A 14168-nucleotide genomic window follows, 5' to 3' on the forward strand; every position below is an offset into this window, starting at 1 on the left:
GCTCCATTTTTATATTTATTGGTCAGTCTATTATGCTGCTTTTGCCACATCAAAATTGGATAACAACATCACAGCAGTGCGGCCTAATAGGTGGTTGATCGTGCGATCGCCCGCTAAGCCTAACTCAGCAATCGCTTGCTGACGCGCTGTACTCACCGCTCTAAAGAGGGTAATTTCATTATTCGCACCACCGCAAAGACTAAAGAACAGTCTCAATACTGCACGGTAATGTTCTTCCTGCATTGCCTGCATCCAGGATGTTTCCAATGCCTCTTGGCTAGAAAAATCCAGCGCAGCAACAAATAGATTGCCGATACGACTATCTAAACGAACAAGAAAATCGCTTTTGCGTGGAAAATGGTGACTAATACCTGTGCGACTAATACCCGTTGCTTCAGATAACGTAGTATAAGACATAGTCTCAAAGCCGATAGTCAAAATTTGTCTTAACGCTTCATCCATAATTTGATTTATGGTTTGCTCAGTTTGTACTCGCGAGCGCTTAGCCATAGTAATGTCTCCCCTCTTATTTTTAGGGGGAAAGCTTACCAAAGCCGCTCAGGGATTACTGCTGTTCACTGGGCCGTAACCAGCGTATTTCACTTTTGTTCAGCTAGGGTTCAGTTTAAAACAGGCTTCACCACTGATTTAATTAACACATTCATAACATTGAATTTTGTACCAACCAGTTATGTGCTTTTTCTTCGCCCATGAGTAAAACGAACGTCGGTTGGAGATAGTGTCCAAGATCGGCTTTTCGCCAAAATAGATATTCAGGAAGGGGTTGCAATACACTCGCGCCAAAAGTGCGTTGCATTAAGCTCGAATACTCACCTAATAATCTCGGCTCTAATTGCTCGGCTTTAGGGTAAAAATTCGTTAAAAAGTCCCGATATTCGGCAAATTTAGCCACTTGAGCAACATCGTATCGATGCAACACTTGTATCAACATTGGCGAACTCCAATGCGACAAATATTGCGGGCTTGTTAATGCATCAAGGTTACGTCTGTGGTATTGCTGCCACGCCAAGGCAAAATCATTTTTCTCCCGTGCGATACGCCAAACCAAATAAATGTCAGCTAGCCATTCATGTTGATATGCACTCAAGTGAGTAGGTAACACAGAGCCTTGCAGAGCAAGGTTCTCCAAATGACCGAGCTCATGCCATAGGGTTAATTGCGGCTGTTCAAGCAAAGGTAATTGATAGGTCACCATATCGACACTGGCTAACTGTACTTGTGGTGTCAGCTGCTCATTCACTAAGACTAGGCCCGCAATTTTATTGTCATCGACGGGCATGACCATGGCACTTCTGCGGCCTAAATCAAGCCTAAATTGTTCGAGTGTTGCAGGAAGCTGCACCAACACTTGCTCTGGCAATAATGCCAAGCAAGTGCCAAGCTCTGGTAAAGGGCAAATCAAAGCCTGCTTATCGGCAATGGGCGTCCAAGTCAGGCTAGATGCGAATGCCAGAGCGACTAAGCTCACTGATTCGCCATGATATTTTGTATAATCGCCGTGGTTGAAATACCATCCTCAAAGCCCAGCACTTGCACTTGACCACCGGCGGCAATCACTTCAGCGCCACCAGCAATATCCTCAAGCTTATAATCACCACCTTTGACCAGCAGATTTGGCAGCAATCGAGTAATGATGCGCTGCGGCGTATCTTCACTAAAAGGCACAACCCAATCGACAGAAGCTAAGCCAGCGAGCACAGCCATACGACGATCAACCTGATTAACTGGACGGCCTTCACCCTTGAGGCGTTTAACCGAGGCATCATCGTTTACCGCGACGATCAAACGATCGCCCAAAGCTTTCGCCTGTTTAAGATAGCTCACGTGGCCCGCATGTAAAATATCAAAGCAACCATTAGTCATCACCACACGCTCACCGCGCAGTTTGGCTTGCTCTAAGGCGTAGGCCAGTTGATCTTCACTCACCACCCCAAAACCCGATTCTCCATGGTGCAAAGCTAAGGCTTCGATAAGCTCAATGCGGCTCACGGTAGAAGTGCCAAGTTTACCGACCACAACGCCTGCGGCGGTGTTCGCAATCGCACAAGCTTGCGGTAAATCGGCGCCCGCGGCTAATGAGGTTGCTAAGGCTGAAATCACAGTATCGCCAGCACCCGTCACATCATAGACTTCACGGGCAACGGTAGGAATGTGCAACTCAGGCGCATTAGCGGTCACTAAGGTCATGCCCTTTTCAGAGCGGGTCACTAAAATGGCATCAAAATGATGTTGCTTGAGTAAGCCACGGGCTTTTTCCAGCAGGTCGGCTTCAGAGGTCACAGTGCCAACAACAGCTTCAAACTCGCTCATATTTGGGGTAATGAGTGACGCGCCATGATAACGACCAAAGTCACTGCCCTTAGGATCGACTAATACCATCACACCTTTCGAACGCGCTAAGGCAATAAAATCTCGCGGCTGATCGATAGCGCCCTTTGCATAGTCAGATAGCACCACGACATCGACAGAATCGAGTAAGGCCTCGGATTGTTTCAATAAACGCACGCTATCGGCCTTGTCGAAGGCTTCTTCGAAATCAAGGCGGATAAGCTGCTGATTACGTGATAACACCCGCAACTTAGTGATGGTTGGTTTATCAGCAATACTTAACCATTGGGGTTCAACCCCTAAAGTTTGCACACCGAGCGTTAGGGCATGGGCAGTATCGTCTTGACCGACGAGCCCGGCAAGTTGGACTTGCCCCCCTAAGGTCGCGATATTGAGCGCCACGTTGGCCGCGCCGCCGGGTCTGTCTTCGACTTGATTAATCTTCACCACAGGTACGGGGGCTTCAGGGGAGATACGTCCCGTAGGGCCAACCCAATAGCGGTCTAACATCACATCGCCGACGACTAACACTCTGGCTTTTTCAAATGCTGGCAGAGAAACCTTCATAGTGCTCTTATCTTTATGCAGAAATTAAACCGTGATTGTACCTAATTTTCAGCAAAAATTGAGTTAGAATGAGCAGTAATTTTCAAAAGTAGTGAGTATTTTTGTGGTCGAGAAAGCCGAGTTTTCATCTTCTTTATATCATCCTAAGCATTGGCCCATGTGGTTTGGCGTATTTTTGATGCGTTTAACTCAGCTTCTACCGCTTCCTTGGCAGATGACGCTGGGTAAGGGATTGGGTCGCTTAGTGATGAAATTCGCAGCTGGCCGCACCCACACAGCGCGCCGTAACTTGACCCTCTGTTTCCCTGAAATGACGGAAGCACAGCGAGAAGATTTACTCACGCGTAATTTTGAAGAAACGGGCAAAGCCATTTTCGATACCATCAATGCATGGTGGTGGCCCGATGAAAAAGTGCAGCAGCACATGAGTATCAAAGGCGAAGAACACGTACAAGACACGTTAAATGCTGGCCACGGCGTGATCCTCTTTGCCGTGCATTGTTTGCCGCTGGAAATGGGCGCACGTATCTTCGGCCAATTCCAACCCGGCGTGGGGGTTTATCGCCCACACAATAATCCTGTGATGGAATACCTGCAGGTCAAAGGCCGTTTACGCTCCAATAAAGGTCTCGTTTCTAAACGCGACTTGCGCCAAATGATACGCTGCCTCCGCAATCCCGATGTGATTTGGTACACGGCCGATCAAGACTTTGGCCGTTCCAGTGCGGTATTTATCCCATTTTATGCCATGCCAGATGCGGCAACGATTACCGGTGCCACCACGTTAGCTAAACTCGGCAAAGCCAAAGTCCTGCCTTTTTTTGTGGAACGTACTACAGATGATAAAGGCTATAGAATTGAAGTGATGCCACCGCTGGATAATTTCCCCGGCGAAGATGAATTAGCCGATGCCATTCGCGGTAACAAGATTATTGAATCCATCATAGATAAAAACCGCGCCCAATATATGTGGTTACATCGCCGCTTTAAGACCCGTCCCGACCCAACGGATAAATCTTTATATCAATAAGCTCAATTAGCTTTGAATACAAAAATGCCAGCAAATAAGCTGGCATTTTTTATGGTGACTTTCGATAGTAAGGACCATCTAGCACATAGGATTAGAGCGCATTCTCAGTCGGTAAACGAATACCTACGTTAGTGACTTTGCCTTCATATAGCCCCGCCACCACCCAATGCAACGATTGCCAGTGGAACTGATCCCCAAGTACAGGATTGGCGCCAAGCTGAGATACCACAAGGTCTGCGACTGTCATATCATCAGCGAGATTATCTAAACTCAAACCATAAATAGGCGCGAGATCCGCAAGCTTAACGTCTGTTTCAATAAAGAAATCACCGAAGAATCGTTGTACTTCTTTATTTTCTGGCGCTTGGCTAAAGAGGTTACTCAAGGCTTCTAAACTTTTCTCCTGACCCAGCACACAGAGTATATCGCCCGCCTCGAGACGAGTGCTACCCGATGGATGCAGCAAAGTGTCATCCCTAAATACCGCCGCAATCCGTGTCCCATCTGGCATAGCCAAGCGCTTTAGCGGCTCACCAATACACCACTTACTTTCACTCAAACGATAGACAAACACTTCCCATTCGCTGCTCGGGTAAATTTCAACTCCCGAGCGCGAAACGGGTAACGGCTTTGGGGGCAGTTCCACCTTAGCTAAACGCGCCGCAGTGGTCAAAGACGCACCTTGAACCAGTAACGACACTAATACGACGAAGAAGGCTAAGTTGAAGTACAACTGAGCACCCGGTAAGCCCGCCATCATAGGGAATACAGCTAAGATGATAGGCACAGCGCCGCGTAACCCCACCCAAGAAATAAACCAGCGGTCGCGACTGCTAAAGCTCTTAAACGGCAATAGACTGATCCATACGGCGACAGGGCGAGCAAATAAAATCATTCCGAATGCCAGAGCAAAACCTGGGATCATGATATCGACTAAATCTGAAGGGGTAAGCAATAACCCTAATACGAGGAACATGCCGATTTGACTGACCCAAGTCATACCATCCAGTACGTTCAAAATCGCATGACGGCCACGGGTTGGCTTATTGCCGAGGAACAGACCCACTAAGTAAATCGACAGAATACCACTACCACCCAGTTTGTTGGACGCAGCATAAATAATCAGACCACCGCTTAAAACTAAAATAGAGTACAGACCATCAGCTAACTTGCTTAAATTGACGAGCTTCCACAGCATCCAGCCGCCGCCTAAACCTAAACAGATCCCCAGACCAAATTGCTTAATAAAGCTAATAAGCATAAAGCTGAAGGACAACTCACTGTCGACATTGGCAAGAATGGCAATCAAGGTTACGGTTAAGAATACCGCCATGGGATCGTTACTGCCGGACTCAATTTCTAAGGTCGCACCAACCCGCTCGTTAAGGCTACGCCCTTTAAGCAGGGAAAATACCGCAGCGGCATCGGTCGAGCCCACAATCGCGCCCACCAGCAAACCTTGCAACCAATGCAAGTCGAACAACCATGCGGCCATCATGCCGGTGATACTGGTCGTAATGGCAACACCAAAGGTCGCCAACGATAATGCAGGCCATAGCGCCACCCTAAAACTGGCAACGCGGGTGCGCATACCGCCATCGAGTAAAATAATCGCTAAGGCTAAGTTACTGACTAAATAGGAAGTTGAATAATCATCAAACTGGATTCCACCAAGGCCATCTTCGCCAGCCAAAATACCCACAGCGAGGAAAATCAATAAAATAGGGATGCCCAAACGGGAAGACATAGGACTAAGTAAAACACTCACTGCTGTAAGCAAGGCGCCAATCAGAAAAAAACTATTGATGGAATCTGCATCCACAAACGCCTCCTTAATACAGGTTGTTTAGTTAAACGATAGACAAATCACCGAGGTTAAAAATGACTCAACTCACAATTTTATGATTTTATATTAGCACAAAAATATCGAATTATTGGAGCGTTAAATATTAAATTTCAATCATCTACATAAAAAATGTCATAAAACCAACTTTCTATTAACCTTTAGATAAAAGCTAACGTAAAACCTAAAGGATAGCAGAACATCACCACACGACTTAATAAGCATTAAAATAAATGAATATCAAATAGTTAAAAATAACAAACTGAACGTAAACTCAAATCATTCAAGCAAAACTCAGCTCACAAACCTGTATAAACTAACGGTATCATAGCCAATTTAGTGCCAGATAAAATAATGTCGTGTAAAGGGTGAATATTTGAACATTATCCTTAAGCTAATTGTTTTAACTCCATTTATTTGCCAATGAGATGATTTAAATTCACTTTATCCGATGAGCAATAGCCTTGTGAGAAAAGGACCACACACTGATTTCCAAAATAAATCAATTCAGTTCCAGTAACGCCATACATGCTCGCCATTCAAACAGACACGTTTTAAATTGGTTAACACTGCAAATATTTTTCATCAAGCAGGAAGGCATACACAAGACAATTGAGTACAGCAGGTTTTAACGACAAGACTAAATACTGACAATTGACGCCGCCAAGGAAAACCGTTAAAACAAAAAATTAAGCGATAAATACGCCGTACTGATCATATTTCAGTTGAAATAATGTCCAAAATAAGGAAGGATGCGAGCTTCGCGCGCCAGTGCATTTTGCTCGACAAATTGCCGCTCTCGTTTTAAGAGAGAAAGCTGCGTTAAACACGCTTTTTTATTAACAGGAATCGTAGTATCCGCTTATGAGTATGCTTCGCACCACAGCTTTATTATTGACTTTGGTTTTCCCTAGTCTGTCCGCTTTAGCAACGGAATATCCTTTACCAGCCGCCCAAAGCAGGCTAATTGGCGAGAACCAGTATTATACGGTTCCAGAGGGTAAACACACTCTCGAAGATATCGCAGCCAAATACCAGCTTGGTCTCAGTAACTTACTCGAAGCTAACCCAGGTGTGGATCCATTTCTGCCAAAACCAGGTAGCCAACTGATCATTCCATTGCAATTGATCCTGCCAAACGCTCCCCGTGAAGGCATAGTGATCAACGTGGCTGAAATGCGTTTGTATTACTATCCAAAAGGCAAAAAGACTGTTGAAGTGTTGCCTATTGGTATTGGCCAAATTGGTAAAGACACACCAGAAAACTGGGTGACCACTGTACAACGTAAGCGTGCGAATCCAACTTGGACACCCACACCGCGCATTCGTAAAGAATATGCTGCTAAAGGTGAAATCCTGCCTGCGGTATGGCCAGCCGGTCCAGATAACCCTATGGGACTGTATGCGCTGTATATCGGCAACTTGTATGCGATTCACGGTACTAACGCGAGTTTCGGTATTGGTTTGCGTGTCAGTCAAGGTTGTGTGCGTTTACGCCATGAAGATATCGAGCATCTATTCAAGACTGTACCAGTGGGAACTCGGGTACAATTTGTGAACCAGCCGATTAAAGCAACCGAAGAGCCAGACGGTAAACGCTACTTAGCCGTGCATCAACCATTGTCTCGCACTGTGGCGGAGTTTGAATCAAATGAGCCCGTTGCGATATCACTGCCAAAAGAGATCGCTAAGTTTATCGCTAAAGCTGACACTGATTCTTCTGTGATCAAGAAGCTACTCGATGAACGTACTGGTGTGCCAATGCGAATTAATCAATAATTCACTGGCGAATACCACCTAAAAAAATACCCGCAATCTGCGGGTATTTTTTTGTCATGTCAGGCTATTCACTAACGTAATAGACTAATATATCAATCACATAAAGGTGCACACAAGGCCAAGAAGTGAGTCATAGCAGCACTGTTTGCTAATACGCGTTGATCGAAGTTTTGCAACGCAGGCGTTTCAGTACAAGCACCGACACGAGCACCACTTCGTACTAAACAAGCTTCAAAAGACGTATCAAAATGATTGAAGATCAAACCATCCTTAACAGGACACCCATCAATCTCACCGTCTACCGCAATTGGGAAATAACCACCTAAAGTATCGCGCAGATCGAGACTAAAACGTCCTGGCACTTGGCTTGGCTCAAAAGAATACACATAGGCTTCACGACTCAAGACATCTTCATGGCAAGTTAAAATACCGTCTCGGCTCGCAGCAAGCAGTAACTGTGCGTGCTCTAACAATAGCTTACCTTCAACCGATGTATGTTCATTCGCTTTAGGTTTACCGTTCTCAAATACAAAACCACGATTTGGATTTTCGCCGTATTTATTAAATCTATGACCACGACTGAATCCAGTAGGATTGACGAGAGGCAATAAACTCAAGTTCACCCGTTCAAATAGGTCTGCTGAAGCTTCACTCAAAAAATGCAACAAACCCCATGGGCCTGCAGATTCTTCGCCATGAAATCCTGTGCTGATCAATAAAGAAGGTAAGCCTGACTTAGCGGCCGGTGACTGATACAAGCTAACATCGTATTTACCCACTTCACCCAATGTTTTCTCAACCATGCCCAAACGGGTCATTTCCTGCTCAAGCAGCAGATAGAAATTATCAATATCAGTGCTTTCACAGTTAAAAATATCGCTTTTCCACTGAAAGGATTCGAACGGAGATCTGCTTACCATATCTTGTACTTATGCCAGAAAAAGAACTGTGCCATCATAGCAGTTCTTTTCAAAAACTGAATGCTATTCAACTGATTTCGATGAAATCCGAGCAGTCGTCGACAGTGGTGCAATCTGTATCGATACCTGCGAATGTATCAATTGCCTGTCGTTAATGGTATCCAGCTTGAGTAAGACATTTAACGAATTAAAAAATAAGCTCGGCAGGACGCACTTATGAACACTCAAATCACCTTTTTTATCGCCATTTCGGCCAGTGTTTTCAGTCATACGCTACAGGCCCAATGCCGCGCCGAGCAAGATGCGCAAGCCTTATATGCGCTCGAAGCGAATATAGAGACCTATACGCTACAAAATGGCCTAACAGTGCGATTACTGCCCATGGCAGATAAACAGACAGTCACAGTCGCCAGCCAATTTAATTTAGGCGCCCGCAACGAAGCCCAAGGTCAGAGCGGTTACGCCCATCTGTTTGAGCACATGTTGTTTAAAGGGAGTGAAAATGCCCCCGGCGATACCTATGCTCAGCAGTTCAGTGCTTTAGGTGCACGTTTTAATGCCAGCACGCATTTTGACTACACCAACTACTATGTGACGCTGCCAAACCAAGCATTAGAACTGGGCTTATATCTCGAAGCCGAGCGCTTTATCCGCCCTAGCCTTAACGCCACTACGGTTAAAAATCAGCAGGAAACCGTACTGCAGGAAATGGCACAAACCATAGATAATCAGCCCTATATCCGCAGCGCGATGACGTTTTTACTCGAGCAAGTAAAAGGTACTCCTTACGGTCACGGTATTATTGGCAATCGCGAAGATATCTTGCAAGCCACACCAGAAAACCTAACGGCCTTTCACCGTGCTTATTATCGTCCCGATGCGATGCAGCTTTCCCTTGTCGGCAAACTGAGCCCACAAACCCGACAATGGATTGAGCAAAATTTTGCGGCTTGGTCTAGGCCAGCGATTGCTGAACCTGAATTTTCTGAGTTAACAATCCAGCCTAAACAAGTACATGCTGAGTTAGTTGATGAGCGCGGACCTTGGCCCGGATTACTGCTCGCTTGGCATACAGTAGGTAAAGATCACCCCGATGCTGCAGCAATTCGGCTGCTAGAAGGCTATTTATTTCAAAACACCACCAGTGCACTCGCTAAACTCAGTCTGCATAATCCCGAACAAATGCTCAGCTACTCCCTGCCCTTTGAGTTAGAAAATCATGGCATAGCGAATATCGTCTTGGTTCCACGGGCACGGACCTCACTCGATGCCTTAGTGCAAAAAGTGTTGGGACTTGTGGCACAAACGCAGCAAGATGCTCTGGATGAAGCAAGTCTTTGCACACTTAAACAAGTGTGGTTAAACAATCAATTACAACAACTGGATGACACGCAGGCCTTAGCCATCAAGCTTTCCGCAACGTCGGCTCAAGATAAAGACCATCCCTTTACCGCGCAGTGGCAACGGATCAACGCAGTCACGGCCGACGATATCCAAAGCGTCGCAAAACGGTATTTTAACCAAGATTATGTCCGAGTCGACCTACTGCCACCTTGGTATATTCGCTGGGGTAAAACGCTACTGGAATGGCTGCCTAACGATATGAGTGACAGTTTAGAGGATGCGGTATTATGACGACTCAGACAATGTCAAAGCAGCTACAAGGCTTAATGTTCTGCGCTGTGGCTTTATCACTAAACGCCTGCCAGCAGACGCAAATCGTCTTCACGCCGAGCGAACCGCCGAGTTTGGCCCATTTTGAAACGCCAAACTCTTTAGCCCATTCTTTGCCTAGCTCTTTGAACAATCATTTACCCAAAAGCAGCGTCATTATCCCCGTAACGGATGAAATTTTTACCGATGAAGTCCATACCGAATTGGATTTACCCTATCAGTTACATCACCTTGCCTCAGTTCAAATGAATAGCAGTGTGAGCAACAGGGTCAGTTTAGCGGCTGTGAACCCGCAAGTTCCCTTCAATAATCCTGATATTTTACAGATTACCTTTCAAGAAAAGGCCCGCGCACTTGCCATTAGCCGCGCAGATCCCTGTCTTGAGACTTTCAATATGCGTGTCAGCTTGCACAGCATTAATTTAAGCCTCACTTGCCCCGACGATGTTAACCATATCTACGGCTTACTACTGCAATTTTGGCAGCCAGATGCCTTTGTTGATGCGACAACCGCCCCCGTCGATGTCGACAATATTCGCCGTCAACTCAAGCTCAATAAACACTTAAACGCCTTTAGTGGCGCCGAGATAGATAAAGTGTGGCGCGATAAACTGCTCGGCCCTGAACATCCCTACAATAGAGTGATCAATAATAATGCATTGTTCGATTCACTCAGCCTAAGGCAACTACAACAAATCCAACAGCAGGCGGTAACACAAGCACAGTGGCATCTTTTTCTACCCAACTCTTTGGCAAATAAAGCTAAATTTGACCTTCAAGCTAGCCTTAAACTGTGGCCAATATTGCCTAATTCAGTGTGGAAAGCGGATAAAGCAGAGACAGTAAAGCCTCAGCAAATCAAGAGGATTTACCTTATTGATGCGCCGGGCAGCGTGCAAACCCAAGTCCGCCTAGGTTATGCCATAGATCATGTCCTAAGTGATGCATCAACTCAGCAGCAACTGAACCCACAGGAAGTCGCCTTAAGCTGTCGCAGTTTATCCGCACTCATGGGCCGCAGTTTTTCGGGCAGACTCTACTATGATTTACGGGAAAAACGCGGCCTCACCTATGGCATCTACGGCCAGTGCGCCAATGCACCGCTCTCCAGCAGCATCAAGTTTTATGGCAGTACAGCCATAGAACATACGGGCGCGTTTGTGGTGGGCATACTCGATCACCTCGCACTCGTTAAGACGCAAGGTGCTAGCCAAGGTGAAATCGATGCACTTAAAACCTATTTGATCGGTGAAGATTTGCTCAGCCAAGACAACAGCATTCAACGTGAAAATCAATATATCCACCAAGTCGCGACAGGATTAACTCGAATTGATGTGCAAAAGCTGAATGCAGAGTTGCAGGCTCTAACGCCCGAAAGGCTGCAGCAGTTAGCCAACGCGGCGTTTAGCGGTGAGCCATTGATTATCTTGCGGGGCGATGTTACTCGAATTCTTCCTGACTTAAAAACTAAGCTACCAGAGTGGCAGTTTGAAAGGGTCAAGGTTGGCCGAACTGACAACTAAAGCCAAATTATCCTTCTAAAAGATTCAAATGCGCGATCGACAGATTAAAGCTTATTGGTCGCATTGTCGCTGGCAGGCGGTGCGCCATTATCACCCTGCGTCATCTGTTCATGGCCTTGTTCCATTTGTTGTAAATCTTCCATCGCCGAATCCTGCTGCATGATCTGCGGATCAGGATCATCTGCCGGTAATACCGCCATATTGTCGGCATTCGCGCTATTTGGCGTAGCAGGTTGATCAGGAGCCATACCATTTACTGCCTTAAGCCCCTCGATTGCCGGAGACACCTCAGTTTTCAGCGGGCTGTCACTAAGATTCGGTAACCACTCACGCAATTGCTCGGGTCCAAAACTAAAACCTAACGCTATGACGACAGTTGCCACAGCAACATACAGCCAAGGGCGAATCGCCAGATGTTCACCTCTTAGTAAAGTGCTTTCACTGGCATATAAATGCGCATCCGAGCGTTGAGCTATTGGCGCGAGTGCTTGTAGTATGTCCGGCAAGGCATCAAGTTCAGGACCTTTAATACGCTGACCCATAAACTGCCCGCCTTCGTAAATCTCCATCTGATGACTGGCGACTTCACCGTCAACCACACCAGAACTGGTAATAATCAACTTATTACAACAGACTCTTCCGCGAAATACGCCACAAACCCGCAGCTCATAACAACTGACTTCACCAGAGATCTCGCCGCCAAGTTCGATCTTAATTTGTCCTGCCGATCTAATCTTGCCCTGCAATTTACCCGCAATGAATGCCGCGCTCTCTAACTGAATGTCGCCCTCAATCAAGGTTTGTGCACTGATAACCGTAATGCCATTGCCCTTACTCGCCATAGGATTCATTCCATATCATTATTTTTGTGACAAAGATGTTATGGTAAAAGTCCTCGAGAATAAAGCACTGGTTTCGCTTAGTATTTGACCTAAGCCCCAGAGCGGGACTTAAGTCACGTCAGCGACTATGTTACCCTGCGCATCTTGCCATATGGCTCCCGAGTACCTGAATATGAGTAACAGGATGCCTCAAAAAGGTGAGTACTGATATCGCGCTAAAACAAAGCTAAAGAACACACTAGCAGCAAACACCGAAAACAAACCGCCAACGAGACCCCGACATGGCACATTCAAACTCCGCTAGCTCGCAATCGATAGCCCCAATCGTGACACCACTTGAAGCGTATCGCGCCAAGGTGAGCATAGATCTCATTGACGATCCCGCGCAGCAACAGGCGGTGTTGGCGCTCGATGTGCTATTTAAGCAGTTGATGCTACAGCCACATTCAGCACACTTTCCCCTTATCAACAAACAAGCAATCAAAGGTCTGTATCTGTGGGGCGATGTGGGTCGGGGCAAAACGTTTCTGATGGATTTGTTTTTCGATTGTTTGCCGAGTGAAGGCAAGTTAAGACTACATTTTCACCGATTTATGGCGCGGATTCACCAAGCATTACGCGAACATTCGGGTAAACGAGATCCGTTAACTCTCATAGCTAAAAATCTCGCAAAAGAGTGCAAGGTGCTGTGTTTCGATGAGTTTTTTGTCTCGGACATTGGCGATGCCATGATACTCGCTGGGCTCTTTGAATGCCTATTCAAACAAGGTGTGGTGCTGGTCGCCACCTCAAATATTCCTATTGAGCGCTTATATGAGAACGGCCTAGCTAGGCACAGATTTTTACCTTGCATCCAACTGCTGCAAACACACACTCAAATGCTGCATCTCAATGGCAACCAAGACCATAGGATGCACGCCATCAATGCTTCATTAAACAACGAGATTGGCATTGATAGCGCTGAAGTGAACGCCTCGATTTCCCGCAATATCGGCATTACCGGAACACTCGATTTTGAGCAGATTTTTGATAAGCTAGTGAATAGGTTAACGCCAAATACACTCAGTATGAGCGCTATTGGCATTAGTGATAGCAGAATGAGTAATGCTAGCCTCACCATCTGCAACCGTGAAATTCCAGTGATCCGCGCCGCTATAGCACCAACAGGCAACTCAGTCGCTTGGTTCGACTTTCATGCCCTGTGTGACGGCCCGAGATCTCAACTCGATTATATCGAAATCGCCAGCCGATTTAAGATCTTAATGGTGAGCGGCGTTCCCAAATTAGGCGGCGAAGTAAAAAGCTGGATCCGTGCCCGCGGTACAGAGGACGGTACAGGTGATAACCAAGCTGCAGCCACGGGCGAGCGCAAACTCTCCTATGCGGCCAACGACGACCCAGCACGGCGCTTTATTAGCTTGATTGATGAGTTATACGATCAAAATGTCAGCTTATATCTCAGCTGCGACGTGCCACTGAGTGAACTCTATCAAGGTGGCGCACTCAGTTTTGAATTCCGCCGCACCTACAGTCGATTAATAGAAATGAGTCGAAGTGAATGGCCGTAAAACATTAGCGATTTATCGCTCTGTTGAGTTAGACCAAAAGACTAATATTGATAAGCGAGAAGTTAGCCATCAC

At 46.3% G+C, this 14168-nt stretch carries 11 protein-coding genes; 5 read left to right on the forward strand and 6 right to left on the reverse strand.

Going from position 1 to position 14168, the window contains the following annotated elements:
• Positions 1–30: 30 nt before the first annotated feature.
• The 3 genes from L5M37_RS07970 to hldE all read right to left on the reverse strand — a co-directional run bounded on the left by L5M37_RS07970 (position 31) and on the right by hldE (position 2916).
• The gene (locus tag L5M37_RS07970; protein WP_006082899.1) at positions 31–510 is read right to left on the reverse strand and encodes a TetR family transcriptional regulator; all 480 of its coding nucleotides are present in this window, start codon (positions 508–510) and stop codon (positions 31–33) included.
• Between the two features lie 151 nt (positions 511–661).
• Positions 662–1489: a hypothetical protein gene (locus L5M37_RS07975; protein ID WP_219251968.1), complete on the reverse strand. Its 828-nt coding sequence runs from the start codon at positions 1487–1489 to the stop codon at positions 662–664.
• Positions 1486–2916: a bifunctional D-glycero-beta-D-manno-heptose-7-phosphate kinase/D-glycero-beta-D-manno-heptose 1-phosphate adenylyltransferase HldE gene (hldE, locus tag L5M37_RS07980; protein ID WP_028761811.1), complete on the reverse strand. Its 1431-nt coding sequence runs from the start codon at positions 2914–2916 to the stop codon at positions 1486–1488. The genes L5M37_RS07975 and hldE overlap by 4 nt, the downstream gene beginning before the upstream one ends.
• 103 nt (positions 2917–3019) lie before the next feature.
• Here hldE and L5M37_RS07985 point away from each other — a divergent pair, with 103 nt between their 5' ends.
• Positions 3020–3946 carry an LpxL/LpxP family Kdo(2)-lipid IV(A) lauroyl/palmitoleoyl acyltransferase gene (locus L5M37_RS07985; protein WP_168822581.1) on the forward strand — a complete coding sequence of 309 codons (927 nt, stop codon included), beginning with the start codon at positions 3020–3022 and terminating at the stop codon, positions 3944–3946.
• A 91-nt stretch (positions 3947–4037) separates the two neighbouring features.
• On the opposite strand, the gene L5M37_RS07990 is transcribed toward L5M37_RS07985, so the two are convergent.
• A complete protein-coding gene (locus L5M37_RS07990; RefSeq protein ID WP_105251569.1) occupies positions 4038–5768 on the reverse strand; it encodes a potassium/proton antiporter in 1731 nt (576 codons plus the stop codon).
• 885 nt (positions 5769–6653) lie between these two features.
• Between L5M37_RS07990 and L5M37_RS07995 the strand changes: the two genes are divergently transcribed.
• Entirely contained in the window at positions 6654–7568 is a 915-nt protein-coding gene (locus L5M37_RS07995) for a L,D-transpeptidase family protein (RefSeq protein ID WP_105251568.1), read from the forward strand.
• A 92-nt stretch (positions 7569–7660) separates the two neighbouring features.
• Here L5M37_RS07995 and L5M37_RS08000 read toward each other — a convergent pair whose 3' ends face one another.
• On the reverse strand, positions 7661–8488 hold the full coding sequence (locus tag L5M37_RS08000; protein WP_105251567.1) for a M14 family metallocarboxypeptidase: 828 nt from the start codon (positions 8486–8488) through the stop codon (positions 7661–7663).
• A 216-nt stretch (positions 8489–8704) separates the two neighbouring features.
• Between L5M37_RS08000 and L5M37_RS08005 the strand changes: the two genes are divergently transcribed.
• Positions 8705–10123: a M16 family metallopeptidase gene (locus tag L5M37_RS08005; RefSeq protein WP_263200027.1), complete on the forward strand. Its 1419-nt coding sequence runs from the start codon at positions 8705–8707 to the stop codon at positions 10121–10123.
• Complete coding sequence (locus L5M37_RS08010; protein ID WP_263200029.1) at positions 10120–11685, forward strand: M16 family metallopeptidase; 1566 nt, start codon at positions 10120–10122, stop codon at positions 11683–11685. Before L5M37_RS08005 ends, L5M37_RS08010 begins: the two co-directional genes overlap by 4 nt.
• A gap of 44 nt (positions 11686–11729) precedes the next feature.
• Here the strand turns inward: L5M37_RS08010 and L5M37_RS08015 are convergent, their stop codons facing one another.
• A complete protein-coding gene (locus L5M37_RS08015) occupies positions 11730–12527 on the reverse strand; it encodes a polymer-forming cytoskeletal protein (protein ID WP_263200031.1) in 798 nt (265 codons plus the stop codon).
• Positions 12528–12808: 281 nt separating this feature from the next.
• On the opposite strand from L5M37_RS08015, the gene zapE reads away from it, so the two are divergent.
• Positions 12809–14095 (forward strand): cell division protein ZapE, encoded by a 1287-nt coding sequence (gene zapE, locus L5M37_RS08020; RefSeq protein ID WP_263200033.1) that lies wholly within the window; start codon positions 12809–12811, stop codon positions 14093–14095.
• The last annotated feature ends 73 nt before the right edge of the window (positions 14096–14168 follow it).

It is taken from the genome of Shewanella sp. SM69, assembly GCF_025653985.1.
Lineage (GTDB): Bacteria > Pseudomonadota > Gammaproteobacteria > Enterobacterales > Shewanellaceae > Shewanella > Shewanella oncorhynchi.